Raw genomic sequence first — 26,093 nt, 5'->3', positions numbered from 1 at the left:
CGCCCGGCCCCATAAGCGGTTTCGTCTCGGTAGGACTTTTTCGAGTATGAGTAAACTTTTTGTTGCAGGGGAACAACAGTGTGAGTATGAACGTCACAGTTAAACTTACCGGCCCGATGGTCGCGCGAACCGGAACCCGCGACGCCCGCGTCGCAGTGCCGGAGGAGGCAACCGTCGAGGATGTGGTGGAGCGACTCGGCGAGCAGTACGGCCAGCAAGTCCGCGCCGGAATCGTGGACGGCCTCGGCCTCCGCTCCGACACCCGCGTCCTCCGCGAGTCGGGACGCGACGCCGAACCCCTCTCGGCCCACAGTCCCGTCGAAGCGGGCGACACGGTGCGCGTTCAAGTGAACGCCTGAGCCACCTTTCGGCTCCTTTACCTCGGTTTCTCGGTGTTATTCATTTCCGTCCATTTCTGGCAATATTATTCATATAGTGCAGTAAAACATAATCGATGTATTCTATTTCGCGATGTGTGGTTCCGTCAGTGGCGATTGCAGCGAATCGGCGACTCGTCGGGTATCGCAATCGATACAACTGACCTCAGACGTACTCGCCCGGCGATGTTTCGAACTGATCCCGATGCTCCGCCGAGCAGAACCGATACTGCTCGCCGAGGTGATGACTGACGAACTCGGTGTCTCGATTCTCGTACAGTTCCGTTCCACAAACGGGGCATTCGTTCATACGAGTCCTTTCGAAAGCCGACTGAAAACGCGCTTTGCCTGTACTCGCAAGTCTATCCTAATCGGGCCAACCGATTCATCATGTAGACGGTTCGAAGTACGTCGCCCGCCTTCCCTTGGTCGTAGATGAGTTCGTCGGTTTTGGCGACGTGGTCTAACACGTCGCGCGAGGAGTGTTCCGGCGCGGCGGCGATGCCAGAGTCGTGTTCGTTCACCCACTGCATGACGCGGAGGTCGCTCTTGCTGTCGCCCATGACGAGCGTGAAGGGGTCGTCCACGCCGAGTACGTCCAGCGCGCCTTTCACGCCGACGACCTTGTTCAACTCCCGACTGCCGATTTCGGCGGCGTCGCCCTCGTAGTAGGCGACGTCGATTCGGTCGAAGGTATCCCGCACGTCCTCCGGAATCGTCGCCACGTCGGCTTCGGGCGTTTCGCCCTGTTCTTCCAATACGCCGCGGATTTCCGGGTCGCTGTCGGCGTAGTACGCCCGCGCCCAGTCGTTCCCGGTTCCCTCCGCATCTCCCCTTCCACTCTCTACTACCGTCTCGCCGAGCAGATCGAGCAGGTAGACCAGCGCGTCGTCGATGATTTCGACCGCCCGCGAACTGCCGGTTTCGAAGTTCGGCTTCATCGTGACGTTGAACTCGTTGCCCTGCAGGTGAGTGCACCGCCGGAGTTCGTCGGGTGCCGATGACAGCACCTGTGAACGAACCGCGTCGAAGATGGTTCGAATTTCCTCGTCCAACTCCTCGTACAGCAGGCGTTTCGTCTCCGCGCCGTGGCCCGGCGTGAAAACGCCCGTTCCGGCCTCGTAGACGATGCTCAGGTCGCCCGAGTGAACGATTTCGTTGCCGAGGCCCTGAATGGCGAACCCCTTCACGTTCTCCAGCGTCTGCCCAGTGCAGACGACGATTGGCATCCCATTCTCGTGAAATTCGGTCAACAGATGGAGCGTCTCCCGCGGAATCTCGTTGTCCGTTCCGCCCGCCGAGCGCAGGGTTTCGTCCACGTCGAGCACCAGCGCGTTTACCGCCCGCTCGTACTTCGAGTAGAGGTCGAGCCCGGCGAACGCTTGGTCACGCGTGGCGTGCGCGGCGATGGTGGCGTAGGTTTCGCCCGCGTCGAACGCTCCGCGAATTTCGTCCTTTCGTTCCTCCAGTTCCTCGCTCGCGGACTGCCAGTGTTCCAGCGCGACGCGAGAATCTACGGGTGGAAACAGGTCGACGAAGTCTTGATACGCTCTGAGGGTTTTCGCGTCGAACTCGTCGTACAGGCGGTAGAGGGCGTCGTAGCGTTCCATGCTGATGTATGGCTTTTCACGGGAGATAAAGTTCGGGGCAGGGACGACGGGCAGGCTTTGGTTTTGAAAAATGGCTTAGTCCGTTACTCTGCGGGCTGACACGGCGAGATGGTGAATTAGCCGGAGGGAGCTCACCGTGAAAGCATTTTCTAGCATTGGAATTACAAGAAAACGGCTGAAAGCGCGCGCGAGGGATGAGTGAACGAGCGTTAGCGAGTGAAGGAATCGGTTGGGGAGGTTCGTGGCTAAGGCGGTGCGGGGGCGGTTTCATTAGAGTCGTGACTTGCAAACATCATCTCAAAACAAACCTCGTAAACACCATCTCAAAACAAACCGCAGAGATTCGCAGTAGATTCCCGACAGTGGTAGTTTCATTGAAGTCGGAAGCATTCATTCACTCATTCAGACCCCTGTAACACTCCGTTTCATCACATCTAGATGGCCTTTTGTCCGTTCGACCCGTCCTTTCCTGCGAGTAGAGGGGGAAACCGAGTGCCAATAAAACTACCACCGACCAGCAGAGGCGAACGAAATGAATGACCAACGAAAGCGAGATTACATCGTCATCTTCGTCCTGTGGCTGTTGGTGTTCGTCGTCGCCAGCCAAGCCCTTATCATCGCACCCATTCTCCCATGAATCGCGGAACAGCTTTCGGCCCCGGAAGCGGTGCTGGGAACGCTCATTACCTCCTACGCGGTGGCGGTCGGCGCCTTCTCTCTCGTCGTCGGCCCGATTTCCGACCACGTCGGGCGCCACCAGATTCTGCTGGTCGGCACCGCCCTCCTCACGGTTTCGCTCGCGGCGCACGGATTAGCGTGGGATTTCGCCTCCCTGCTGGCAGTCAGGGGACTGGCCGGAATCGCGGGCGGCGTCCTGAACGGCGCGGCGGTCGCCTACGTCGGCGACTACTTCCCGCGCGAACAGCGCGGCTGGGCGAACGGGTGGGTGTTCAGCGGCTTCGCCGCCGGGCAAATAGCGGGGATTCCGCTCGGCGCGATTCTCGCCGAGCAGTTGGGATTCCGAATTCCGTTTCTCCTCTTCGCCGTACTGATGGCCGTGACCTTCGTCCTCGTTTGGACGACGGTGCCGAAACCCGACGTGCAGCTGGCGGCCGGGAAACTCTCCTTCGGGTCGGCTATCGATGCCTACGCGACCCTCCTCCGGCGACCCGAAATCGCCGCCGCGACGGTGGTGTTCATCGTGATGTTCATGGGCAACGCACTGTACACGACCTACCTCCCGACGTGGCTCGAATCCACCCTCGGTATGAGCGGGACGGCAATCGGCGCGATGTTCTTCGTCGGCGGCATCGCGAACGTTCTCGCGGGCCCGCAGGCCGGAACCCTCTCCGACCGCGTGGGTCGCAAGCGCGTCATCGTCGCGGCATCAATCGGAATCGCGGTCGTCATGTTCGCCATGCCGTTTCTCGCGGTCGGGGTTTTCGCGGTATACGCGCTGTTTTTCGTCGTGATGGGATTGTTCGCCTCGCGCGCGACACCCTTTCAGACGATGCTAACGGAACTGGTTTCGGGCGACCAGCGCGGGTCGCTGATGAGCCTCACGGTCGGCATCGGACAGGTCGGTTCCGGCATCGGCGGCGCGCTCGCCGGGGGTGCCTACGTCGCGGTCGGGTACGACGGAACCACGGCGATCGCCGCGGGCGCGATGATTCTCATCGTCGTCCTCGTCTGGCGGTATCTACCGGAGACGGCCCAAATCGACGTTCGTCCCGGGGTGGAACGAACCGACCAACTGACTGCCGACACGCCGGGTGAACTCGCCTGTGGGCAGACGTACGACGCCTTTTGCGGGCCGACCGCGGAGGGTGGCTACTCGCTGGAAAAGTCGATTGCCTACGAACAGGTACGGCGAGACGCGGACGGGGAGATTCACGTCTCTCCAGGGGACGACGCCTCCGGACGCTAATTATCAAACTATCGCACGCGGTCGAAAACCGTGTTCTGACAGTTCCGACACTGTCGTCGGTTGCGCCAGTATTTCTTTCCGCACGCGTTGCATTTCCAGTTCGGCGTGAGGAAGTCGGGTTTCAGTGATTCTAAGTTCATACCACCCGTAGGGAGCGAGCGAATAAACGCCTCACGCCACGCGCGAAGAATTAACACATCACCCGCGCCCACAGCTATTACTGATTTCCCGTCGTCTCCGTGGCTATGGTGGGGAACGAGGGAGAAAACGGAGAGCCGAACTTCGGATACGTGACGCCCGAGAATCTGGGATTGTTTACCGACCTCTACGAGTTGACGATGTTGCAGGGGTATCACGGCGCAAATCACAACCCACGAGCCACCTTCAGCCTGTTTTTTCGTGAACTGCCGCCGGACAGGGGCTACGTTCTCACAGCGGGGTTGGAGCAGGTAATCGCCGTCATCGAAACGCTGTCCTTCGGTGAGCGAACCCTCTCGTATCTTCGAAAACGGGGGTTCAAGAACGACTTCCTCGACAGACTCGCGAGCTTCGAGTTCACGGGGGAAGTGCGGGCGCTTCCGGAGGGAACCCCGGTGTTTCCGAACGAGCCGATTCTGGAGGTGACCGCGCCGATTTTCGAGGGGCAACTGTTAGAGACGCTCCTGCTGAACCAAGTCGGCTTCGAGAGCCTCGTAGCGACGAAGGCGGTGCGGATGCGAGAAGCGGTCGAACGCGGCGGAAACGACCAGTCGCTCGTCGATTTCGGCTCCCGACGGGCCCACGGCACCGACGCCGGGATGAAAGCCGCCCGCGCCGCCGTCATCGGTGGGTTCGACGGAACGTCGCTCGTCTCGGCGGGGGAGACCTTCGATATTCCCGTTTACGGAACGATGGCCCACTCTTGGGTGCAGAGTTTCGCGGACGAGCGCGAGTCGTTTTCCACGTTCACCGAGCAGTACGGCGACGACTCGGTGTTGCTGGTCGATACCTACGACACCGTCGAAGGGGCGCGAATCGCGGGGGACGTGGCCGACGAACACGACGCCGAGGTCGGCGTGCGCCTCGATTCGGGCGACCTCGTCGCGCTCTCGAAGGACGTTTCGGAAATCGTCGGCGATTCACCAATCTTCGTCACCTCCGGAATGGATGAGTACAAGATAACCGATTTTCTCGAACGCGGCGGCGTCGCAACCGGATTCGGTCCCGGAACCGCGCTCACGACGAGCGAGGATGCGCCTTCGCTCGACCTCGTCTACAAACTCACAGAAATCGAGCGCGACGGCGAGATGGTGCCGAGCATGAAACTCTCCTCCGGCAAAGTAACCTATCCCGGCGCGAAAAGCGTCCGGCGCAAAAAGCGGGAAGAAGAGGGAGACAGTGACGCGAACGGAGAACGGTACGAAACGGACGTACTCGCTCTGCGGGGCGAGTACGTCAGTGACGGGGACAATTTAGCGGGAGAAGAGCAGCTCGTCACCGTGTTCGAAAACGGGAGCAGGGTGTACGACCCGCCGCGTCTTGACGCGATTGCACACCGCGCGAGAGAGCGCCGCCGAAAACTGCCTCCCGAGTGCCGGTCGCTTCGCGACCCTGCGAAGTATCCCGTCGAAATCAGCGATGGGCTTCGAGAACTGACGAACGAATTGCAGGCTGAACTGGAGAAAACGTAGCGAATCGTCTTACCGCTGTTCCAGAAGTACGCTCGCTTCCCCTAGCACGTTCCGTTTCCACTGCCCGATATCGTTCGCTTCGACCTGCTCTTGCAGACGAGACATTCTGTTCGACCGCTCCGTCGGTTGCATCTCTCCCGCTTTTTCGATGGTGGCCGCGAACGCCTCGGTGTCGTTCGGATGCACCGTCAGCGCGATATCTCCGAGTTCTTCGTGCGCGCCGACGAGTTCGCTAAGAACCAACACACCGGGGTCGTCCACCTGCGAGGCGACGAATTCCTTCGCCACGAGGTTCATGCCGTCCCGAAGCGAACTGACGAGGCAGATGTCCCCTTCTCGGTAGAGGGCCGCCAGCGCCGCCAGCGAGAGGTGGTCGTCGATGTAGACGATCGGCGTCCAATCGTCGGTTCCGAAGCGGTCGTTGATTCGCGCTATCTCCGCCTCGACGTTCTGCTGTAGTTGCTGGTACTCCTCGATTTCCCCCCGGCTTTCGCTCGCCTTCTGGACGAACGTCAGCTTCTCGCGGTATTCGGGATACCACTCCCAGAGATGTTCGAGCGCGTCGAGTCGCTGTTCGATGCCCTTCGTGTAGTCGAGTCTATCGACGCCGACGGCCAGTAGTCCGTCGTCGGGGAGGTGGTACTGTTCGCGCAGTGACGCCCACTCTTCGTCCGCCTCGTCGGAGGCGGCGAGAGTTCGTCGCTCCTCGGCATCGATGCCGAGGGGGAACGCCGCGACGCGAATCGTTCGCCCATCGTAGTGAATGTGGCCGCGTTCCCGGTCGATGTCAGCGTCGAGTGCGTGCGAGACGCACTCGAGGAAGTTCTCACAGTAGCGTTCGGTGTGGAAGCCGAGCAGGTCGTTCGCCAACAGTCCGTCGAGCAGTTCGCGGTACTGCGGACACGTGTGGAGCACTTCCCACGACGGCCATGGAATGTGCCAAAATTGCATACAGAACGTATCCGGTGCCTGCTCGCGCACGTACCTCGGTGCAAGCGCGAAGTGATAATCCTGAAACCAGATGACCGCCTTCTCCGGGTCAACCTGCTCTAAAATCGCGTCCGCAAACTGCCAGTTGGTATCCTGATAATGCCGCCAGTACGTCGCGTTCGGCGTCATCTTGGAAGTGTCCGAGTGACACAGGGGCCAGAGCACTTTGTTGCTGTAGCCGTAGTAGTAGTTAGTCACCTGTTCGTCGCTGAGGAAGACACGCTTCAAATCGTAGGACGGCGACTCGGGCGGCACGCGAACGCAGTCGTCTTCGTCGGTAACGTCACCGTCCCCGTCACCGCTTCCCCACGCTACCCACGTTCCACCGATACTCGCCATCATCGGATCTAGGGCGGACGTGAGTCCACCCGCCGGTCGGACGACCTGAATCTCCCCATCGTCTCGTTCGTGCGTGTATGGCTCCCGGTTCGACACTAACACTAGTTCCCGATTTTCGAACGCGTGCGCGGTCGAGGATGCGCTCTCGTTCCGCTCTGATGTGGCTCCCATGGTGTCGTTCATTGGTTTCGTTTGCCTACATAGTGACTGCGTAGACAACCAGTTCACAGCATGGGTTGCATTCGCAAGTTCTTTTATCCGAATTTGACTCCCGAACAGAAGAAATCGCCGGAGTGCAACAACTTGCTTTCGTCCCCTCCGAAAGGACTCATTCGAACAGTTCCTCGTGTCGCTCCACGAGGTCGGTGTACGCCCCCGAGGAGTACGTCTCGAAGATTTCCTCTGGGTCGATAGCCGTCTCGGAAAGCGGCGTTACCTGCGCCGGAACCCCCCGGACGAACGACTCGGGCGGAATTTCGAACGCTTCGGGCGTCACGGTTCCCGCTGCGACGATGCTCCGTTCGCCGACTCGCACGTCGCTGTTTATCGTCGTATTGAAGCCGACGAGTGCACCATCTTCGACTTCCGCGTCGTTCAGCACCGCGCCGTGACCGACCATCACTCGTTCGCCGACGATTGAGGCGTGGAGAACGGCGTTATCCCCGACGTGCGACTTTCGACCGATTCGAACCGGCGACACGTCCCCCCTGCAAACCACACCGGGCCAGACGCTCGCGTCGGCGTCGATTTTTACATTCCCCACCAACGTCGTCTCCCGACTAACGTGGGCATCCTCGTGTATCGACGGCTCCGTCCCTTCGAACCCGTAGATTCGAGCCATAAATCCGACACGACGTTCTCCGGCAAAGCTCTACCGGGGGTAGCTTTTACTGACCGAACGTCGTGTCTGTCTCCATGACGACGTTCAAAGCACAGATTTCCGACGGCGAACAGATAGAGTGCGACGACTACGAAATCGAAGAAGTCGGCGTCAGACTGTTCGACGAGGACGGCGACCTCCTCGCGTTCGTCCCGTTCACGCACCTGCTCTGGGTCGGGCGCGTGGACGACGCCGGACGAACGCTCTGGTAGAGGTCTCGGTGTCTGCTCATTTTCGCCCGACAGAGGTTCGCGCAGTCGAATTACAATAAAAACAATGCATGGTGCTATGGTTCGCAGCCTCTTTCCAGCTGAAATCGGCGGTCGGTTTTTTAACCGATGACGATGAACCATCAGGTTATGCCGGGAATCACGTACGAAGACTTCCTGAATTTAGACTACACGCCCGCTGACTCTGAACTCGTCTGCACCTTCCACATCGACCCCGCGGCAGACATGGACATGGAGGCTGCGGCGTCGCGCGTCGCCAGCGAGAGTTCCAACGGCACGTGGGCGGAGCTACAGGTCGAAGGCGGCATCACCGACCTGAGCGCCACGACGTTCGACATCGACGGCAACACGATTCGGGTCGCCTACCCCGACGAGCTGTTCGAGGACGGCAACATGGCGCAGGTGCTCTCGTGCATCGCGGGCAACATCATGGGCATGAAAGCGGTCGACCACATTCGCCTCCTCGACTGTGAGTGGCCGGAATCGCTCACGACTTCCTTCCCCGGTCCGCAGTTCGGAAGCGACGTTCGAAACGAGATTTTCGACGCGGGCGACCGCCCGATTACGGCGACGGTGCCGAAACCGAAGGTCGGCCTCTCGACCGACCAGCACGCGAAAATCGGCTACGAGGCGTGGCTGGGTGGTCTCGACCTCCTCAAGGACGACGAGAATTTGACCGACCAAGCGTTCAACCCCTTCCACGACCGCCTCACGGAGAGCCTCTCCTACCGCGACGACGCACAGGACGAGACGGGCGAGAAAAAGAGCTACCTCATCAACATCACCGCCGACGCCAACACCATGCTCGAACGCGCCGACGTGGTGGCAGAACAGGGCTGTGAGTACGTCATGGTTGACGTGGTCACGACCGGGTGGGCCGCGGTGCAGGCGGTGCGAGAGCGCTGTGAGGAACTCGGCCTCGCCATCCACGCCCATCGCGCGATGCACGCCGCCTTCGACCGACTCGAAGACCACGGCGTCTCGATGCGCGTCCTGGCGCAAGTCACCCGCCTCTGCGGCACCGACCAACTCCACACCGGAACCGCAGATCTCGGCAAACTCGCGAACGAGGACACGGTGGGTATCAACGAGTGGCTCTACTCCGACCTGTACGGCATGACTGACGTGCTGCCCGTCGCCTCCGGCGGTCTCCATCCCGGACTCGTCCCCGAACTCATCGAGCGCGAAGGAACGAACATCGCCATTCAAGCGGGCGGTGGCGTCCACGGCCACCCGGACGGCACCCGCGCGGGTGCGGCGGCGCTCCGGCAAGCAGTCGATGCCTCGGTGGCTGGCACGCCAATCGAGGAGTACGCGGACGACCACCCCGAACTGCAAACTGCGCTCGACAAGTGGGGAACCGAGACGCCGCGGTGAGCAAAACCGCGACGCGGTTTTGCTCCGAAAACAGCGACTAGGACCGCTGAACCGTCACCGATTTCGCGGACGGGTCGCCAACTTGCTCGACGCGAACCGTTTTTGGTAGTTGCTCTTTCATCGTGACCACCAATCGGTATGCGTCGGCACTCTCGTCGGCGGTACAACTGTTTCCGGAGTGGGATTTGTCGCCATTTCCGACCCGCACGGTGAGCGTCTCCGAATCGGCGTCGCAGGAGACATCCTTCAGTTCGGCCTTGTTACACTGACTCAACCCGACGTAGAGCGACCCGAGAACGATGACCTGCTTCGATGCCAACCCGAACGAAACGGTTGGCTTCTCGGTCGGTCCGGGCGACCTCTCGGAAGCGTCGCTGTCCAACTCGTAAATGGTAAACTTGCGGTCGGCGACGGGTCGAGACCCGTTCGGCGTACTGGTGAGGGAGGTAAGACAACCTTCGGAGAGCGTCAGAGCGGTCGCGGCGAGGAGGGCACGGCGTTTCATACCTCAAAATCAAATTCTGCCGATGAATATTTTCTGTAGGCTACAGAGAACCTCCTTTCATTCTACATCGGGCCGCCCATACCTCCCATTCCACCCATATCTCCCATTCCGGGTTCCTCATCGCCGCCGCTCTTGCCGAGGTCACCCGCCGAAATCACGTCATCTATTCGAAGCAGGAGTTCCGCGGCGTCCGTCGCGCTCTGGATGGCTTGGGTTTTCACGCGGAGGGGTTCGACAACGCCCGCGTCGAGCATGTCGGTCACCTCGCCGGTTTCGGCGTCGAGCCCCGCGTTCTCCTCCTCGGCGTCGTGCTGGCTCCGAAGGTCGGTCAGGGCGTCGATTGGCCCGACACCCGCGTTCTCCGCGAGCGTTCGCGGGATGGCTTCCATCGCGTCGGCGAAGGCCTCGACGGCGAGTTGTTCCCGACCGCCAACGCTGTCGGCGTAATCGCGGATAGCGAGGGCCAACGCCGTTTCGGGCGCACCGCCGCCCGGAAGCACCTGCCCGTCCAGTAAGGTTACCCGAACCACGCCGAGACCGTCGTGAACCGCCCGCTCGACTTCCTCCACGACGTGCTCGGTTCCGCCGCGGAGTAGCAGGGTGACGCTTTTCGGGTTGTCACACTCTTCCACGAAAATCATGGTGTCACCCGCCACGTCGCGTTCCCCGACGATTCCCGCCTCGCCGAGATCCGTCGGGTCGATGTCGTCCAAACTGGAGGCGACTCTCCCGCCCGTCGCGCGGGCGAGGTGTTTCATGTCGCTCGCCTTCGTCCTACGGACGGCGAGGATGCCCCTTTCGGCGAGCAAGTGCTGGGCCATATCGTCGATACCTTTCTGGCAGAAGACGACGTTCGCGCCGCTGTCCGTAATTCTCTCGACCATCTCGCGGAGTTGCGTTTCCTCGCGTTCGACGAACGTCGTCAGTTGGTCGGGGTCGGTGACGCTGACCGAGGTGTCCGTCTCCGTTTCGCGCACCTCTATCGGCGTGTCGATGAGCGCGATGTTCGCGTCCTCGACCTGCCACGGCATGTTGTCGTCCGCGCGCTCTTTGTCCACGACGACGCCCTCCACCAGTTCGGAGTCCGAAATTCCGCCCCCGACGACCGCCTCCACGGTGACGTTCGACAGGTCGATTTCCTCTTCGTCCTTAACCGCTCGCACCGCCGTGACGACGAGTTCCGAAAGCGCCTCCTTCGCGGCTTCCGCCCCCTTTCCGGTCATCGCGGTTTGTGCGATTTCGGTCAGCAATCCCGCCTCCTCGACCGGATAGGATTTCGATTCGAGGACGTTCCATGCCTCCTCGCTGGCCAGTCGGTAGCCGCGCGCGACGACCGTTGGATGGACGCCTTGCTCGAGTAGGTCTTCGGCGCGTTTCAACAGTTCGCCAGCGAGGATGACCGCGGAGGTCGTTCCGTCGCCGGTTTCGTCCTCCTGCGTTTCCGCGACTTCGACCACCATCGTCGCCGCCGGATGCTCGATATCCATCTCTTTGAGGATGGTGACGCCGTCGTTCGTGATGACCACGTCGCCCATCGAATCGACGAGCATCTTGTCCATCCCTCGCGGGCCGAGCGTGGTTCGGATAGCCTCGGCGACCGCTTTCGCCGCCGTGACGTTCATCTCTCGGGCGTCCCGCCCGCTGGTTCGTTGTGCGTCCTCTCCGAGTATTAAAACCGGACCCGTTTGCATTCTATCTGCCATGGTACCCCCGACCGAGGTACGAGGGCATCCACAAAAGAACTATCCCGGCGGAAAGTCGGGCAGGCAACCGAACCTCGTCCAGTCGAGTCCGACCCGGTCGGGTTCTCGTGGCGAAACGCACATCCCCCCGCCGCGAGAATTTCCGGGCGATGATAGGCAAACTCGACCCCGACGACCTTGCGCTGGTCGTCTCGCGCACGGGTGCGCGAGACGACGACGTGCAGGTCGGGCCGGGGTACGGCGAGGACGCCGCGGCAATACGGGTCGGCGACCAATCCCTCGTCGTCAGTTCCGACCCGCTTTCCTTGGCCCGCGAACGACTCGGAACCTTGGCCGTCAACGTCGCGTGCAACGACGTGGCCGCCTCCGGGGCAGACCCGCGCTGGTTGACGAACGTCGTGTTCTTGCCGGACGACGACCCCGAAACGCTGGACGTGGTGACCCGGCAGATAGACGATTCGGCCCGCGAGTTGGGTGTCGCCATCGTCGGCGGCCACTCCGAATACGCACCCGACCTCTCGCGCCCGATGGTCACCATGACCTGCATGGGACTCACCGACGAGTTCGTTCCGACCGGTGGGGCGGAACCGGGCGACAGACTGATTCTGACCAAAGGAGCCGGAATCGAGGGAACCGCCATCCTCGCCACCGATTTCAGCGACGAGGTCGGCCCGAATGCTGAACGGGGCGAATCCTTTTTCGAGGAAATCAGCGTGGTCGAAGACGCCCGGATTTGCCGTGAATACGCCACGGCCATGCACGACCCGACCGAGGGTGGGGTGGTCACCGGACTGCTGGAGATGGCCGACGCCTCCGGCGTTCGTCTGGACGTTCTGCGTGAGGACGTGCCGGTTCGGGACGTAACCCGGAAATTCTGCGAAACGATGGGCGTCGACCCACTGCGGATTTTCGGGTCGGGAGCGCTACTCGCCGCGGTTCCGGAAGAAACAGTCGACGGCGTGCTTTCGAACCTTCGTGAAGCGGGAATTTCGGCGAACGAGGTTGGTCGCGTTGTCGCGGGGGATGGCGAACTCCTGTTGGACGATGAAACGATTTCGGAACCGCCGCGGGACGATTTGTACCACCTCTGGGAATAGTCTGGGAACGGGTTTCATCTAGTTGTTCGGGTTTCTACTGGCTGTCGAACCATCGGAACGGTCGCGATGGCGTGACTAGCTATTCCGACAACAATACGGGAGCCAAAATAAGAGAATCAGTCACCGATGGCGCGACTACCGTTCCGGAAAAACGCTGAATCACCGACCTAGTGACGACCGGTGTCGTATTTGTAGGTCGCCTCGTCTGGGTCGATGCCGAACTCCTCGGCCATCGCTTCGGTGTCGTCCGCCGTCGAGTCCGAAACCGTCCGCTCCCGCGCCTCTTTAAACCGTTCGCGGAGACGGTCGGGCATCTCGAACTCGCCCACCGAAAGCACCATCGGGATGGCATCCGGTTCGATGTGCTCGCGCTTCGAATCAAGTCGATCCTGGAGTTTCGTGGGGAGGTCAGCGGTGTCGATGGGCTCGAATCCGAACTGCGCGAGGTAGTCGGGAACGCCGACGAGGGCGTACACGTCCTCGAAATCGTCGTCTCCGGCCTTGTCGATGAGTCGCTCGATAACGTGCGCGCCGACGCCCTGTTCGCGCCACGCGGGGACGACGCCGATGCTGGTCAACTCGCAGATTTCGGGGGCGTCCTCGGGTTTGTGGATTCGAATTCGACCGAATCCGGCCTTCGCTCCCGAATCCTCGTCGATGGCGATGACATAGTCACGGGAGCGGAAGGCGGTGTCGTCCAACCCCATCGCTTCGATATTGTCGAGCAGCCAGACCTCCTCTCTGTTTTTGGCATCCCGGACGTACATGGGAGGAGATACGTTCGCAGTCATCAAAAAGTCACCCACCGCACTGGCAAGCGATTCCGAAACGGTACGGAGAAAACCGATTACAACCCTTCCAGCGACCGCAGTTTCTGCTCCACGTCCGGCGGTGCCGCACTCGGCCCGTCACGAATCCTGTGGTCGGGAACCAGCAGGGGCGCGGGATTCGCATCGAGCGCGGTTCGGGCTAACTCCAAGTCCGACTCCTCGGTGTGGTCGAGTCCGGAGGTCATCCGGGTCAGGGTTTCGACGTTCACCTGCTCGCCGTAAGGAACTTTTCGCACCGCTTCGAGGACGCTCCGCTGGTCGGTCGGAAGCGTCAGCGCGACCTGCACGTCCTCGAAATCGTCCTCGACGCCTTCCAGGTAGGCGATGATTCTGTCGAGAACCGCGTGATTTTCCTCGGCGTCGGCATCAGCTTCGCGGGGGAACGTGACGCGCAGAACGCGACCGCTCGCCACCCCGATTTGCACGAACCGATCCAAATAGGCCGATTCCTGCGCGTAAATTCCGGCATTCTCGTCCATAGGGAAGAAAACGCACGTCCGAACCTTCAACATTGGCGTCTCACGGACGCAAGTCTTATGTATAAACTAGTCCATTGATGTACGATAATGAACGCAGAAGGCGAACTCGCACCCGCGGTGCAGTCGATACTTCGGGACGTGAGAAGTCGAACGACGCCCGACGAGCGTGTGTCCGTGGACGCGCGCTCGTTTTCCGATGCGATTGCGCGCACGGAGTCGAACGGAGTTCCGGTCGTCGCCGAGGTAAAGCCAACGAGTCCGACGACGGATGGAAACCGAACCGACGACCCGGTCGAACTGGCGAAAAAGATGGTCGAGGGCGGGGCGGCCGCGCTGTCGGTGCTAACCGAACCGGAGCATTTCGGTGGATCGCCCGAGAACCTGCGCCGGATTCGCGAGGCTGTCTCCGTGCCGGTGCTTCGCAAGGATTTCATTCTGGAGGAGGCGCAACTGGACGCGGTGGAGGCCGACCTCGTTCTGCTCATCGCGCGATTCGTGGGCGACCTTTCAAAACTCGTCGCGTCAGCCAGAGAGCGCGGCTTTCAGGTGCTCGTCGAAGTTCACACGCTCGACGAACTGGAAACAGCACTGGATTCGGGCGCGAAAATCGTCGGCGTGAACAACCGCGACCTCGGCAAACTGGAAGTGAGCCTCGACACGTTCGAGTCAGTCGCGCCCGAAGTGCCGGACAACGTAACCCTCGTCGCGGAGAGCGGAATCGCGACGCCGGACGACGCCCGGCGAATGCGCGAGGCGGGTGCGGACGCCCTGCTGGTCGGAAGTGCGATTATGGACGGCGACGTCGCGGAAAACACGCGGAGGTTGGTTTCCGCATGAGTAAAACCGAGTTCGAAAAGGACGGTAAGTTCGGCGAGTACGGCGGCCAGTACGTCCCGGAAGTCCTCATGCCCGCCATCGAGGAACTCCAGTCGGCCTACGAACGCTACGTGTTGGAAAACGAGGACGGCTTCATGGACGAGTTCCGTAGGCACCTTCGGGATTTCGGCGGACGACCGACGCCGCTCCAGCGCGCCGACGCCTTGAGCGAACGATACGACCGCGACGTGTATCTCAAACGAGAGGACTTGGTTCACGGTGGAGCGCACAAACTGAACAACGCGCTCGGGCAGGTATTGCTGGCGAAGTACATGGGCAAAGACCGAATCGTCGCGGAGACCGGCGCGGGCCAGCACGGAACCGCGACCGCGATGGCCGCGACCTACCTCGGCATCGACTGCGAGGTGTACATGGGTCGAACTGACATCAACCGCCAGCGCCCGAACGTCTTTCGGATGCGAACCCACGATGCGAAAGTAAATCCCGTGGACGTTGGTTCCGGCACCCTCAAGGAGGCCATCAACGAGACGATGCGCGACTGGGCGACCAACGTGGAGGACACTCACTACGTCATCGGGAGCGTCGTCGGCCCCCACCCCTTCCCGCGGATGGTGCGCGATTTTCAGGCGGTCATCAGCGAGGAAGCGAGAGAACAGATTCAGGAGCAAGCAGGGAGACTCCCCGATAGCGTCGTCGCCTGTGCGGGCGGCGGGTCGAACACGATGGGCGCGTTCCACGAGTTCGTCGGTAGCGCGGAACTCCGTTCCACGAACCATTCGAGCGGGCACGACCCGCGAGAAGACGACGAAGGCGTGTCCCTGTTCGCGGTCGAAGCGGGCGGATCCGGACTGCGTATCGACGAGGACGAGGGTCTCGCACCGCACTCCGCCTCGCTCTCGACGGGCGAAGACGGCGTTCTTCACGGCGCACGAACCAAACTGCTCCAGAGCGGGGATGGACAGATTCTCGAATCCCACAGCGTGAGCGCAGGACTGGACTACTCCGGCGTCGGGCCGGAGCTAGCGCACCTCGTGGAAATCGGTCGAGTAACACCAGTAAGCGTTGGCGACGACCCTGCACTCGAAGCGTTCCACCGTCTCTCGAAACTGGAGGGAATCATCCCCGCGCTGGAGTCGAGCCACGCGATTGCCTATCTAGAAGAGGCAGAAAATCAGGACAGGGGCGACGAGTTGGGCGACCTCGTCGTCGTCAACGTCTCCGGACGAGGGGACAAAGACCTCGATACAGTCATCGAGGAGAGCGAAAAGCGCGGCATCGACACTGCGCCGAGCATGGAGGTATTTAAATGAACAATCCGCAATCGACCCTCGGATCCGCCTTTTCCGACGAACCGGCTTTGATTCCCTACGTCGTCGCTGGCGACCCGAACCCGAAGGCCACGAAGGAGTACGTCCGCGCGCTCGCGCGGGGCGGGGCAGACGTTATCGAACTCGGTCTTCCGTTTTCCGAACCGATTGCGGACGGCCCGACGATTCAGAACGCCATCCAGCGCGCGCTGGATGGCGGGATGACGCCGAACAAATATTTCGACCTCGTCGCCGAACTGGACGTGGACGTACCTATCGTCTGCATGACCTACTACAACCTCATCTACCAGTACGGCGATTCGGAAGGCGTCGAATCGTTCGTCACCGCCGCCGAGGACGCCGGAATTTCGGGACTCATCGTCCCCGACCTTCCGGTCGAAGAGAGCGACCCCCTCCGAGCGGCCTGCGACGAACACGGCCTCGACCTCGTGTTCATCGTCGCACCGACGACGACGGACGAGCGCGAAGCGAAAATTCTCTCGCAAGCGTCGGGATTCGTCTACGTGCAGGCCCGAATGGGAACCACCGGGGCGCAGGCGAACGTGAGCGGTGCGACCCACGATAGTCTCTCCAGACTCGCCGAAACCAACCTGCCGAAGGCGGTCGGTTTCGGCGTGAGCGAGGCCGAACACGCGAAGGAGATCGTCTCGGCGGGCGCCGACGGCGTGGTCGTCGGAAGCGCCCTCGTGGACATCATCGCGTCCGACGAGAGCGTCGCTGAGCGACTCGAATCGAAGGCCGCGGAACTCAAAACCGGGGCGCGCGACGGCCGACAGGAAGTACCGCAACCGGAATGAATTTCACACTAGCTTGCCACAGATTCACACAATGAACACCGGAATTTCGGCACGACTCGACCGCATCGGACGCGACGGACGCTTCGTCATCGTTCCGATGGATCACGGTATCACACTGGGCGCAGTACGCGGCCTGAAAAACATCGAAGCCACAATCGACGCGGTGACACGGGGGGGTGCGGACGCCGTTCTCACACAGAAAGGAATCGCCCCGCGGGTGCATCCGAACAAAAACGACGCGGGCTACATCGTCCACCTGAACGCCTCCACGACAATCGGCCCGGACGCGAACGACAAACGAATGACCGGCACCGTCGAGGAAGCGATTCGGGCCGGGGCCGACGCCGTCTCTTTTCACATCAACGTCGGGAGCAACTACGAGCCGAAACAGATCACCGACCTCGCGGAAGTCTGCAGCAAGGCCGATACGTTCGGCATGCCCGTTATCGCCATGTCCTACGCCCGCGGGCCGGACGTAGACGAACGCGACGCGGAAAGCCTCGGCCACGCGGTTCGGCTCGCGGAAGAGGTCGGCGCAGATGTCGTTAAAACGGCATACAGCGGCGATGCTGACAGTTTCGAACACGTCGTCGAATCGACGCGCCTACCCGTGGTCATCGCGGGCGGCGCGCCGGAGGGCGACGAGGCGACCCTCGCCGCTGTTCGCGGCGCGATGGACGCGGGCGGTGCAGGAGTCTCAATCGGTCGTTCCGTCTTCCAGCACGACAGCCCGGAAGCGATTGCCCGGGCGGTGTCCGGCGTCGTTCACGACGATTTGTCCGCCGAGGAGGCGCTAGATGAGGTCGGCCTGCTGGCCAACGCGTAGTTCTTGTAATTTTCCAAAGAAACGTCGCCGTATTCGCCACGTTGAAGCCACCCCGATTCGACCGTGAAAACATGACACGCTCCGTGTGGCTGAAAGCCGACTCCGACGTCGGCGACTGGGACGACCGTCGCAAACGAATCACCGCCGGGTTGGAAGCCGGTGTGGACTGGGTGCTGGTTGACGAACGCGACGTAGAGCGCGTGCGGAAACTCGGCGAGGTCAACGTCGCGGCGTTTCGCGCCGACAGCGACGTTCACGTGTTCGACGTGGAAGCGAACGAGGAAGTGCCCGAATCGGACGCTAGAATCGTCGGCAAGGACGGCGAGGGTGACGGCACGGTCGACCTTCCCTCCGATTTCTCCGGCTCCGCCGACCTCTCGACGCTCCGGCGCGAGGACGAAGCGGAGGGTGCATTCGTCAGAATCCTGAGCGAGGAGTACGAATCGTTCGCCGAAGCGGCGGCAGAAGAGGCAGATTACACCATCGTCGTCGGCGAGGATTGGACGATCATCCCGCTCGAAAACCTCATCGCCCGAATCGGCGAGGAGACGGATTTGGTGGCAGGCGTCACGAGCGCCGAGGAAGCCCGAACCGCGTTCGAGACGCTGGAACTCGGTGCCGACGCGGTTCTGCTCGACAGCGACAGTCCGGACGAAATTCGCGCGACGGTGGACGTTCGGGACGCCGCGGAACGCGAAACGCTGGAGTTGGAGTGGGGCGAGGTGCTGACAATCGAGCAAACCGGAAGCGCGGATCGCGTCTGCGTCGATACCGGGTCGTTGATGGAACACGACGAGGGCATGCTCGTCGGGTCGATGTCTCGGGGCCTCTTTTTCGTCCACGCAGAAACCGCCGAATCGCCCTACGTCGCCTCGCGACCCTTCCGAGTGAACGCCGGCGCAGTCCACGCCTACGTCCGGGTGCCGGACGGCGGGACGAAATACCTCGCAGAACTCCAGAGTGGCGACGAAGTGCAACTCGTGGATACCGAGGGCAACACCCGCGAGGCGGTCGTCGGACGGGTAAAAATCGAGAAGCGCCCGATGTTCCGCGTCGAAGTCGAAACCGCGGACGGCGATCGAGTCGAGACGCTGCTCCAGAACGCTGAAACGATCAAAGTCGCCACGCAAGACGGCAGAAAAGCGGTGACCGAACTCGAAGTCGGTGACGAGATGAAACTCTACCTGGAAGGCGGTGCGCGCCACTTCGGCGAGAGCGTCGAAGAGAGTATCATCGAGCAGTAGCCCGGAAGGCGAGTTTCAACTCGTTTTACTGTGCCGCCGTTTCGCGGTCGATTGGGTTCGTACACCAGTGACAGAAGTCGAGATCGTCGTCCACGTTCCGGCGACAGTGCGGGCAGCGCGTTCCGCCCTCGCCGTCGGCCGTCGCCGAAGCGCGGTTACTCCGTAGGGCGGACCAGTAGGCATCAAGCACGTTGCACAACTGGACGACGAGAATCGGAAGCGTGGTTTCGAAGGGGAGGGAGCGTATTTGCTCGTAGTACACGGAGAAACCGCCGCTTTCGACCGCTTGAAACGTCTCCTCCGGGATGAACACCATAACGGTTACGAGGGCGAACCCGAACCAAAGAAGCGCGCGAAGCCACTGACGCAGGTAGGTGTGACCCAACCCGGGGTAGACGAGGGCCAAGACCGCCGCCAGCCACGGGCGCTTTCGTGTCATTTTTCGTGGGTTGTTGGCGGGCGGTGTTAAATCCTTGCAATACGGTTTTTGCGGCGACGACGTCCTTGAAAACGCAAAAATAATAGAAATTTAATATTTCGGAGGCCGTACGATTGTGACGCTTCTCCGGTTACGAATGCCGCATCGATAGAACGAGACAGAGCGGAGAAGGACAAGGAATTGGTCGCAGTTGCCTCCGAAGACGGCAGGGCGGGCAGGTCACCGGCCTGCCCGCCCAATTCGAAGCCAACCGGCCGATTCGTGACGGAGATCCGTCCTGCCGGAACCGACGGTAAGAGCGTGGGGCGGGCGACTGCGGCGCAGTCGCCCGCCCGCAGTTTCTGGTGGCGGTGTCGGGAACCGATTCATCCGGATGAAAATCGGCCCTATCCCCGTAGTTCCCGCACCAGACGCGAAAGCGTCGCTAAATCGTACTGTCCCGGTGCAGTGGCGTCCGCCGAATCCAGCGGCCCGTAGCCGATTTTCGATCCGTAAATCGGGGCGACCGCTCGAGAATGGCGGCCCATTTCGCCCATCGCCATGGTCGCGACGGTTCGGCCGCGCTCGGTCAGTAGATTCGTCACCGAGAGCAAATCGAGAACGTCCGAGCGCGAGGTGGCGGTGACCGCGAGTTTCCCCACGTCGGCGCGGTCGGTGGCCTGTTCCAGCAGTTCGCGCATTCGGACTTCGCTGGGTGTTGCCTCGAAATCGTGAATCGAAGCGACGACTGCAACGTCGCGTTCGCGGGCGTGTTCCGCAGTCCGGCGTCCCGCCCCCGACAGTAGACACTCCAGTTCGAGGTCGATTGCGGCGACAGTGTCGTACTCCACGGCGGTTTCGAGGGCGTCCAATCGCGCGTCGTCATCGTCGGCTTCGCCGCCCTCCCACGCAACACGGTTCGTGGCGAGAATCGGGAGTTCACCGTCGTAGTCGGCCAATTGGGCGAGCGGGTCGCTCGCTAAATCCATGCGAAACTCCACCATGTCGGCGTGGTCACGGGCGTGAGGTTCGTCCGCGAGAACCGCCGTGCTTGCCGCGAGCGTGAACGAGTCGAAGGCCATACCGGGATGTCGTTCCGGCGGGACAAAAGGCTACTCAGAACGAAACGACTACTCCGAATATGGTTCGTGTGTGGCGAAAAATCGATTTCCATCGCGGGTCACGTCGGTCACTTCGTAAAACTGTAATTCCCGTTCCTGGGCCGTTTTGACCGGGAACTCGTAGTGGGCGGAGTCGTAAGCGAGCGTCCCCTCGTGTTCGGCGACGAACTCGCGGTGGTCGTCGAGTCGCCGTCGGATGACATCGCGCGAGAGGTCATCGACCTGTTCGACGCGCTCCTCGAACACGCCCGTAAAGTCGGATTCGAGTTCGTAGCCGACCGAATTTCTGCCCGCGACCATCGCCGCGAGCGATGTCGTTCCGGTTCCCCAGAACGGATCGAGGACGGTGTCGCCGTAGACGGAAAACATCGAGATGAGACGGTAGGGGAGTTCGAACGGAAACGCCGCGGAGCGTTCGCGCAGGTCGCCGTGGTCGAGTTCCTGCATTTCGCCGCGAACCGCTGTCCAGAGGTCGGAAAACCAGTCGTTTCGTTCCTCCCAGAAATACGCCGCCTCGTACCGTCGGTCGGCGCCGGGTTCGAACCGCCGCGAATCCCCGTTTCGGAAGACGAGCAGGTATTCGTGTTCGAGGGCGGTGTAGGCGTTCGGCGGGAGCATCCCCGACCCCATGAACTTCGTCAGGCGATTCGAGGGCTTTCGCCAGAGGATGTCCGGCAGGGGACGAAGTCCCTGATTTCGCAGTTGCTGGAGAATCTGCGAGTGATTCGGAAACAGTTGAAACGTTCCGTCTACTTTTCGGGTCGCATCGCCGACGTTTATCACTGCAATGCCGCCCGGTTTCAGCACGCGGGCGAGTTCCGACCACACTCCGTCGAGTTCGTCGTGCATCAACTCGAAGGCGGTGTCCCCGTCCTCGCGTTCCAGCGCAGCGCTGATATCCGAATTCAGCCCGGAGAACAGGTCGTCCCACATCTCTATCATCGGGTACGGCGGCGAGGTGACGACGAGGTCTATCGAATCGTCGGGGAGCGAACAGTCGCTCGCGTCCCCGACGTGAATCTCGTGTTCGGTTTCCATTGCAGTTGCTGTGTGAACCTATCGGCGCACCGCAAAAACATCTTTTCAAACCGATCGGAGAGAAATTACAGTGCGACGGTTCCTTCTTCGGCTTCCAGTAGTTCGTGATAGCGGTTGCGAATAGTGACTTCGCTGATGTCGGCGACTTCGCTCACTTCCGCCTGCGTCGTCTTCTCGTTAGTGAGAAGGGCGGCGGCGTACACCGCCGCGGCGGCGAGTCCGACAGGCGATTTCCCGCTGTGGACGCCCTGTTCTTTCGCGTTCTTCAGGAGTTCGCGAGCGCGGTGTTCCGCTTCGTCCGAAAGGTTGAGGCCGGACGCGAATCGTGGAACGTAGCTTTCGGGGTCGGCGGGACGGACTTCCAATTTGAGTTCGCGGACGACGTAGCGGTAGGTGCGCGCCACTTCGCTTTTCTCGACTCGACTCACGTCCGTGATTTCGTCCAGGCTGCGCGGGACGCCGGCCTGTCGCGCCGCGGCGTAGACGCAGGCCGTCGAGACGCCCTCGATGGAGCGACCCGGCAGGAGGTCTTCGTTCAGCGCCCGTCGGTAGATGACGCTGGCCATCTCGCGGACGTTGTTCGGCAGGCCGAGGGCGCTGGCCATGCGGTCAATTTCGCCGAGCGCCTGTTTGAGATTTCGTTCCTTACTGTCGCGCGTGCGGAATCGCTCGTTCCACTTGCGAAGGCGTTGCATCTTCTCGCGCTGGCGCGACCCGAGCGAGTTGCCGTAGGCGTCCTTGTTTCGCCAGTCGATGTTGGTCGAGAGTCCCTTGTCGTGCATCGTGTTCGTCGTCGGCGCGCCGACGCGGGACTTTTCGTTTTTCTCTTTGGCGTCGAACGCGCGCCATTCCGGCCCGCGGTCGACGTTGTCCTCGTCCACGACCAGTCCGCAGTCCTCACAGAGAGTTTCGCCGTGGCCCGAGTCGGCGACGAGTTTACCGCCGCATTCGGGGCAGCTCTGGCCTTCGTTTCGTTGCTCTTCCACTTCGGTTTCGCCGGTTCTCGTTCGGATTGACGTTTTTGGCATGTGAAACATCCCTCCGGGGGGAGGGAGCGTCGGCTACCGGGCAGGGAATAGCCTGGAAAACCCGGACGCCGCTACTCTTAACTCGTCGTTAGGACGAAACATACTTAAAGGATTCGTTTTTGACCCGTCGTTCGTTCGTGAAACAGTCACACACGCCGTGAAATAGCCGTCCGGCGTCGGACGAGCGAAATATTTAAGCTCTCATTTCCATCGGGTAAGGGAACGTTTACTCCCGTTCGAATCGATATCGAACCGATGGCAGAAGACCGCATCGTCTCGCTCGCACCGAGTGCGACGGAAACGCTCCGGGAACTCGACGCAACGGATCGCCTCGTCGGCGTCACGCACCATTGCACGGTCGATGTTCCCGCAATCGGCGGTTGGCTGAACCCGGATTTCGACGCGGTCGAGGCGTGCGACCCCGACCTCGTCCTCACCGCCGACGCGCTACAGACCGACGTGTGCGACGAGCTTCGTGACCGCGACTATCGAGTCGTCCACCTGGAACCGCGAACGCTCGGCGACGTGATCGAATCGTTCGCCACGCTCGGGCAGGCAATCGGACGACCACGCGAGGGCCACGACCTCGCGTGGCGTGCACGAAGTCGAATCGAGCGCGTTCGGCGACTGGTCGCGGAAAATCCGCGACCGGTCGTCTACTGCGAGGAGTGGTCAGACCCGCCGACCGCCGCCGGAAACTGGGTTCCAGACGCGGTTCGCGCCGCGGGTGGACGTTATCCTTTTTCGTCGCCGGGCGAGCGTTCGACCGCGGTCGAACGCTCGCAAATTGAAAGCGCCGAGCCGGAACACGTGTTTCTCCACGTCTGCGGCCACGGCGAGCGAAGCGATCCGGAAGTCGTGTTGAACCGCGATTGGTCGATTCCAGCGACACAGCGCGGCGCGGTTCACGTGCTGGACGATTCGCTGTTGAACCAGCCGAGTCCCCAGCTCATCGAGGGGATCGAAAAGATGGCCGCAACGCTACATCCCGAAACAGTGGAGTAGAAACGCCCAAATTCGGGGGACAACAGATTAAAGATATGCGAGTCGGAGTTGGCAGTCGAAATCCAGCGAAAATCTCGGCGGTAGAAGCCGTATTCGGCGACCTCGATAAAGATCCGGAAGAAGTCGGCGTCGAATCGGTAGCCGTCGAACCGGGCGTTCCTGAACAACCGTTCGGCGAGGCGGAAACGATTGCGGGTGCGGAGAACCGTGCTCGTCGCGTCCACAGTAGTCGAAGTGACGATTCCGGATACGAACTCGGAGTCGGTCTGGAAGGCGGCGTTGCGGAGGTTCCCGGCTCTGACGGACTCTTCCTTATCATGTGGGCAGTCGTCACCGACGGCGAAACGGTCGGACGCGGAGCAGGGCCGCGCCTACAACTACCGGATTCCGTCGCTCGACGGATTCGGGACGGAGAAGAGCTCGGTCCGGTCATGGACGACGTGCTCGGCGAGTCGGACGTGGCGAAAAAGCAAGGTGCGGCAGGCGCGCTCACGGCGGGAATCATCGACCGACAGGAAGCACTGGAACACGCGGTTGCGGGGGCACTTGCCCCGTTCGTCACCGGTTTTTACTAACCGTCAAAATCGAGATCAGCCCGGTTCAGTCGTCCAGCGACGACGGGGTTTCGGATTCGACCGACATCTCGCTTCCTTCTTCGACGGCCTGCGTGAGCGAGACGTTGAGCGAGAACATCGACGCGACGCCGCCGATGAGGGTGACGATGTTCTTCACCGCGTGGTCGAGAATCGCCGCGCCGAGTGCTACCGGCCACGAAATCGACGTCAGGCCGGCGACAAAGACGGTGAACGCCGCTTCGTACAGGCCGACACCGCCGGGCGAGAGCGGAAGCACCTTCGCGAGGTTGCCCACGCTCACTGCGAAGAAGCCGACCGCGACCAGCGTCACGGGGTCGAGCGAGACGCCGGGGAAGGCGATCAGCACGAGGATGGCCGTCAGCACGTCGAGCGACCAGATGGCCAGACTGCTCGCGCCGACGCGGACGAACGCCTCCTTGTCACTCGCGACAGTCTGTACGTCGCCGGTGAACCGTTCGATGAGGCTGGCAACGTAGTCGGCGTAGGAGTCGGAGCTAACTTTCGTGACGACTTCGCGGACGAAGTTCCGGTCGGAGCGCGCGCTGGCGACGATGACGCCGACCGCAGCGATTGCGGCTCCGCCGACGCCCGCCGCGACGAACACCGCCGTCCGAGCGGCCTCTCGCTGTTCCGCTCCCGTAATCGCTTGAACGATGTCCGCGGCCTGTCCGGTGACGGTCAGACCGAGCAGAACCGTCCCGGCCAGCACGGTAATCGTGAGCAGGTCGAAGACGCGCTCGATGGCCAGCGACGCGAATCCCGAGGGGTACGGAATTCCGCGGCGTGCCTTCACGACGTAGGCACGCACGGCGTCACCGGCGCGGGCGGGAAACACGAGGTTTCCGGTTTGGCTGATGAATATCGCCCCGGTGAGGAACTGCGTCGTCTCCGTGAATCCGAGTTCTTCGAGAATGTCTTTATACCGGACACCGCGCAGTGGCCACGAGACGATGTAGACGAGCGCCGCAATCCCGACGAGGACGGGATTCGCCTTACTCATCTGAGTCAAGACGCTCTCCATCGGGAGGTACTTGCCCATCAGAAGGACCGCGACGACGGTCATCAGGACGCCCACGGCCATCGACACGCGGCGAGTGATTCGCGGTTCGACGGAGAACTCCCACCAACAGCGCCCGATTTGGCTTCCCATGCCGAACACGTCACGGACGAGGTCGACTTTCGTGTCGCCCTTCGGCGTCCAGTCCACCGAGAACTCCTTGATTCGATAGCCTTTGCGCTGGGCGCGCACGAGAAGCTCGGTGTCCCAAAACCAGTGTTTGTCCTCGACGTTCGACAGCACGTCGAACAGCGCGGTTCTGTCGAACGCCTTGAATCCGCATTGATGGTCGCGCAGGTCGGAGCGCAGGAACAGCCGTGTCAGGCCGTTGAATCCTCTGCTCGCGAGGTCGCGTTTCGCCGGGCGGTCGGCCACGTTTTCCGGCATCCACCGCGATCCGGTCGCGAAGGCGTAGTCGCCGGAACGAACGCTTTCGACCAGTTCTTCTAAATGCGACATATCCGTCGCCAAGTCCGTGTCGAAGTAGACCAGCGTCTCGCCGTGTGCGGCTTCGAATGCGTGATTCAGCGCGCCCCCGCGCCCCAGTCGTTCGTCGCTGTGGAAGTGGCGAACTCGGCTGTCCTGTTCTGCCATCCTGTCTGCGATTTCCGGCGTTCGGTCGTCACAGCCGTCTTCCGCGACGATGACCTCGAAGCTGTCGGAGGGTAAAAACGATGCAAGCGTGTCGAGGGTCGTCTCGACGGTGTTCTCTATGGTCGCCTCTTCGTTGTACGCTGGAAGGACGACACTCACCTCTACGGAACCACCGCTCATTATTCACTCA

General features: G+C 61.5%; 26 protein-coding genes. 13 read left to right on the top strand and 13 right to left on the bottom strand.

The features are described 5' to 3' along the window. Positions 1-86: 86 nt before the first annotated feature. Complete coding sequence (locus tag LIX15_RS15070) at positions 87-359, top strand: MoaD/ThiS family protein (protein ID WP_227773979.1); 273 nt, start codon at positions 87-89, stop codon at positions 357-359. A 184-nt stretch (positions 360-543) separates the two neighbouring features. On the opposite strand, the gene LIX15_RS15065 is transcribed toward LIX15_RS15070, so the two are convergent. Both LIX15_RS15065 and LIX15_RS15060 read right to left on the bottom strand, forming a co-directional pair. Continuing rightward, the gene (locus tag LIX15_RS15065; RefSeq protein WP_227773978.1) at positions 544-687 is read right to left on the bottom strand and encodes a hypothetical protein; all 144 of its coding nucleotides are present in this window, start codon (positions 685-687) and stop codon (positions 544-546) included. 52 nt (positions 688-739) lie between these two features. Next, entirely contained in the window at positions 740-1,987 is a 1,248-nt protein-coding gene (locus tag LIX15_RS15060; protein WP_227773977.1) for an HAD family hydrolase, read from the bottom strand. A 637-nt stretch (positions 1,988-2,624) separates the two neighbouring features. Between LIX15_RS15060 and LIX15_RS15055 the strand changes: the two genes are divergently transcribed. Together LIX15_RS15055 and LIX15_RS15050 are read left to right on the top strand one after the other, a co-directional pair. After that, entirely contained in the window at positions 2,625-3,914 is a 1,290-nt protein-coding gene (locus LIX15_RS15055; RefSeq protein WP_227776902.1) for an MFS transporter, read from the top strand. Between the two features lie 245 nt (positions 3,915-4,159). After that, on the top strand, positions 4,160-5,584 hold the full coding sequence (locus LIX15_RS15050; protein ID WP_227773976.1) for a nicotinate phosphoribosyltransferase: 1,425 nt from the start codon (positions 4,160-4,162) through the stop codon (positions 5,582-5,584). Between the two features lie 9 nt (positions 5,585-5,593). Here the strand turns inward: LIX15_RS15050 and LIX15_RS15045 are convergent, their stop codons facing one another. Together LIX15_RS15045 and LIX15_RS15040 are read right to left on the bottom strand one after the other, a co-directional pair. Continuing rightward, positions 5,594-7,084 carry an alpha,alpha-trehalose-phosphate synthase (UDP-forming) gene (locus tag LIX15_RS15045; RefSeq protein WP_227773975.1) on the bottom strand — a complete coding sequence of 497 codons (1,491 nt, stop codon included), beginning with the start codon at positions 7,082-7,084 and terminating at the stop codon, positions 5,594-5,596. 157 nt (positions 7,085-7,241) lie between these two features. Continuing rightward, positions 7,242-7,754, bottom strand: a complete 513-nt coding sequence (locus tag LIX15_RS15040) for a gamma carbonic anhydrase family protein (RefSeq protein ID WP_227773974.1) — start codon at positions 7,752-7,754, stop codon at positions 7,242-7,244. Between the two features lie 74 nt (positions 7,755-7,828). Here LIX15_RS15040 and LIX15_RS15035 point away from each other — a divergent pair, with 74 nt between their 5' ends. Together LIX15_RS15035 and rbcL are read left to right on the top strand one after the other, a co-directional pair. Next, positions 7,829-8,005 (top strand): hypothetical protein, encoded by a 177-nt coding sequence (locus tag LIX15_RS15035; RefSeq protein ID WP_227773973.1) that lies wholly within the window; start codon positions 7,829-7,831, stop codon positions 8,003-8,005. 147 nt (positions 8,006-8,152) lie between these two features. Beyond that, complete coding sequence (gene rbcL, locus LIX15_RS15030; RefSeq protein ID WP_227773972.1) at positions 8,153-9,400, top strand: type III ribulose-bisphosphate carboxylase; 1,248 nt, start codon at positions 8,153-8,155, stop codon at positions 9,398-9,400. 37 nt (positions 9,401-9,437) lie between these two features. Here rbcL and LIX15_RS15025 read toward each other — a convergent pair whose 3' ends face one another. Together LIX15_RS15025 and thsA are read right to left on the bottom strand one after the other, a co-directional pair. Continuing rightward, positions 9,438-9,905 carry a hypothetical protein gene (locus LIX15_RS15025; RefSeq protein WP_227773971.1) on the bottom strand — a complete coding sequence of 156 codons (468 nt, stop codon included), beginning with the start codon at positions 9,903-9,905 and terminating at the stop codon, positions 9,438-9,440. 62 nt (positions 9,906-9,967) lie between these two features. After that, a complete protein-coding gene (gene thsA, locus LIX15_RS15020; protein WP_227776901.1) occupies positions 9,968-11,596 on the bottom strand; it encodes a thermosome subunit alpha in 1,629 nt (542 codons plus the stop codon). 161 nt (positions 11,597-11,757) lie between these two features. On the opposite strand from thsA, the gene LIX15_RS15015 reads away from it, so the two are divergent. Beyond that, the gene (locus tag LIX15_RS15015) at positions 11,758-12,705 is read left to right on the top strand and encodes an AIR synthase family protein (protein WP_227773970.1); all 948 of its coding nucleotides are present in this window, start codon (positions 11,758-11,760) and stop codon (positions 12,703-12,705) included. Positions 12,706-12,872: 167 nt separating this feature from the next. Here the strand turns inward: LIX15_RS15015 and LIX15_RS15010 are convergent, their stop codons facing one another. Together LIX15_RS15010 and LIX15_RS15005 are read right to left on the bottom strand one after the other, a co-directional pair. Beyond that, positions 12,873-13,472, bottom strand: coding sequence for a GNAT family N-acetyltransferase (locus tag LIX15_RS15010; protein ID WP_227776900.1), 600 nt, complete (start codon positions 13,470-13,472; stop codon positions 12,873-12,875). Between the two features lie 80 nt (positions 13,473-13,552). Continuing rightward, positions 13,553-14,014 carry an MGMT family protein gene (locus LIX15_RS15005; RefSeq protein WP_227773969.1) on the bottom strand — a complete coding sequence of 154 codons (462 nt, stop codon included), beginning with the start codon at positions 14,012-14,014 and terminating at the stop codon, positions 13,553-13,555. Positions 14,015-14,101: 87 nt separating this feature from the next. Between LIX15_RS15005 and trpC the strand changes: the two genes are divergently transcribed. From trpC to LIX15_RS14980, 5 genes are all read left to right on the top strand, one after another. Further along, entirely contained in the window at positions 14,102-14,851 is a 750-nt protein-coding gene (gene trpC, locus LIX15_RS15000) for an indole-3-glycerol phosphate synthase (RefSeq protein WP_227773968.1), read from the top strand. Continuing rightward, on the top strand, positions 14,848-16,161 hold the full coding sequence (trpB, locus tag LIX15_RS14995) for a tryptophan synthase subunit beta (protein ID WP_227773967.1): 1,314 nt from the start codon (positions 14,848-14,850) through the stop codon (positions 16,159-16,161). The genes trpC and trpB overlap by 4 nt, the downstream gene beginning before the upstream one ends. Further along, the gene (trpA, locus tag LIX15_RS14990) at positions 16,158-16,976 is read left to right on the top strand and encodes a tryptophan synthase subunit alpha (protein WP_227773966.1); all 819 of its coding nucleotides are present in this window, start codon (positions 16,158-16,160) and stop codon (positions 16,974-16,976) included. The genes trpB and trpA overlap by 4 nt, the downstream gene beginning before the upstream one ends. Positions 16,977-17,007: 31 nt before the next feature. After that, positions 17,008-17,802, top strand: coding sequence for a 2-amino-3,7-dideoxy-D-threo-hept-6-ulosonate synthase (locus tag LIX15_RS14985; protein ID WP_227773965.1), 795 nt, complete (start codon positions 17,008-17,010; stop codon positions 17,800-17,802). A gap of 71 nt (positions 17,803-17,873) precedes the next feature. Further along, positions 17,874-19,046, top strand: coding sequence for a 3-dehydroquinate synthase II (locus LIX15_RS14980; RefSeq protein WP_227773964.1), 1,173 nt, complete (start codon positions 17,874-17,876; stop codon positions 19,044-19,046). Positions 19,047-19,071: 25 nt separating this feature from the next. Here LIX15_RS14980 and LIX15_RS14975 read toward each other — a convergent pair whose 3' ends face one another. The 4 genes from LIX15_RS14975 to LIX15_RS14960 all read right to left on the bottom strand — a co-directional run bounded on the left by LIX15_RS14975 (position 19,072) and on the right by LIX15_RS14960 (position 22,651). Next, on the bottom strand, positions 19,072-19,485 hold the full coding sequence (locus tag LIX15_RS14975) for a DUF7575 domain-containing protein (RefSeq protein WP_227773963.1): 414 nt from the start codon (positions 19,483-19,485) through the stop codon (positions 19,072-19,074). Between the two features lie 386 nt (positions 19,486-19,871). Next, on the bottom strand, positions 19,872-20,546 hold the full coding sequence (locus LIX15_RS14970; protein WP_227773962.1) for a type I 3-dehydroquinate dehydratase: 675 nt from the start codon (positions 20,544-20,546) through the stop codon (positions 19,872-19,874). A 48-nt stretch (positions 20,547-20,594) separates the two neighbouring features. Continuing rightward, positions 20,595-21,623: a DNA-methyltransferase gene (locus LIX15_RS14965; RefSeq protein ID WP_227773961.1), complete on the bottom strand. Its 1,029-nt coding sequence runs from the start codon at positions 21,621-21,623 to the stop codon at positions 20,595-20,597. A 65-nt stretch (positions 21,624-21,688) separates the two neighbouring features. Further along, the gene (locus LIX15_RS14960; protein WP_227773960.1) at positions 21,689-22,651 is read right to left on the bottom strand and encodes a transcription initiation factor IIB; all 963 of its coding nucleotides are present in this window, start codon (positions 22,649-22,651) and stop codon (positions 21,689-21,691) included. Between the two features lie 255 nt (positions 22,652-22,906). On the opposite strand from LIX15_RS14960, the gene LIX15_RS14955 reads away from it, so the two are divergent. Both LIX15_RS14955 and yjjX read left to right on the top strand, forming a co-directional pair. Next, complete coding sequence (locus tag LIX15_RS14955; protein ID WP_227773959.1) at positions 22,907-23,656, top strand: cobalamin-binding protein; 750 nt, start codon at positions 22,907-22,909, stop codon at positions 23,654-23,656. Between the two features lie 35 nt (positions 23,657-23,691). After that, on the top strand, positions 23,692-24,231 hold the full coding sequence (gene yjjX / locus LIX15_RS14950; RefSeq protein ID WP_227773958.1) for an inosine/xanthosine triphosphatase: 540 nt from the start codon (positions 23,692-23,694) through the stop codon (positions 24,229-24,231). A 25-nt stretch (positions 24,232-24,256) separates the two neighbouring features. Here yjjX and LIX15_RS14945 read toward each other — a convergent pair whose 3' ends face one another. After that, positions 24,257-26,083, bottom strand: coding sequence for a flippase-like domain-containing protein (locus tag LIX15_RS14945; RefSeq protein WP_227773957.1), 1,827 nt, complete (start codon positions 26,081-26,083; stop codon positions 24,257-24,259). Positions 26,084-26,093 lie beyond the last annotated feature (10 nt).

It is taken from the genome of Haladaptatus pallidirubidus, assembly GCF_020700235.1.
GTDB classification, from domain to species: domain Archaea; phylum Halobacteriota; class Halobacteria; order Halobacteriales; family Haladaptataceae; genus Haladaptatus; species Haladaptatus pallidirubidus.
The sequence above is the reverse complement of the archived record's forward strand: the minus strand, read 5'-3'. Positions and strand labels throughout refer to the sequence as shown.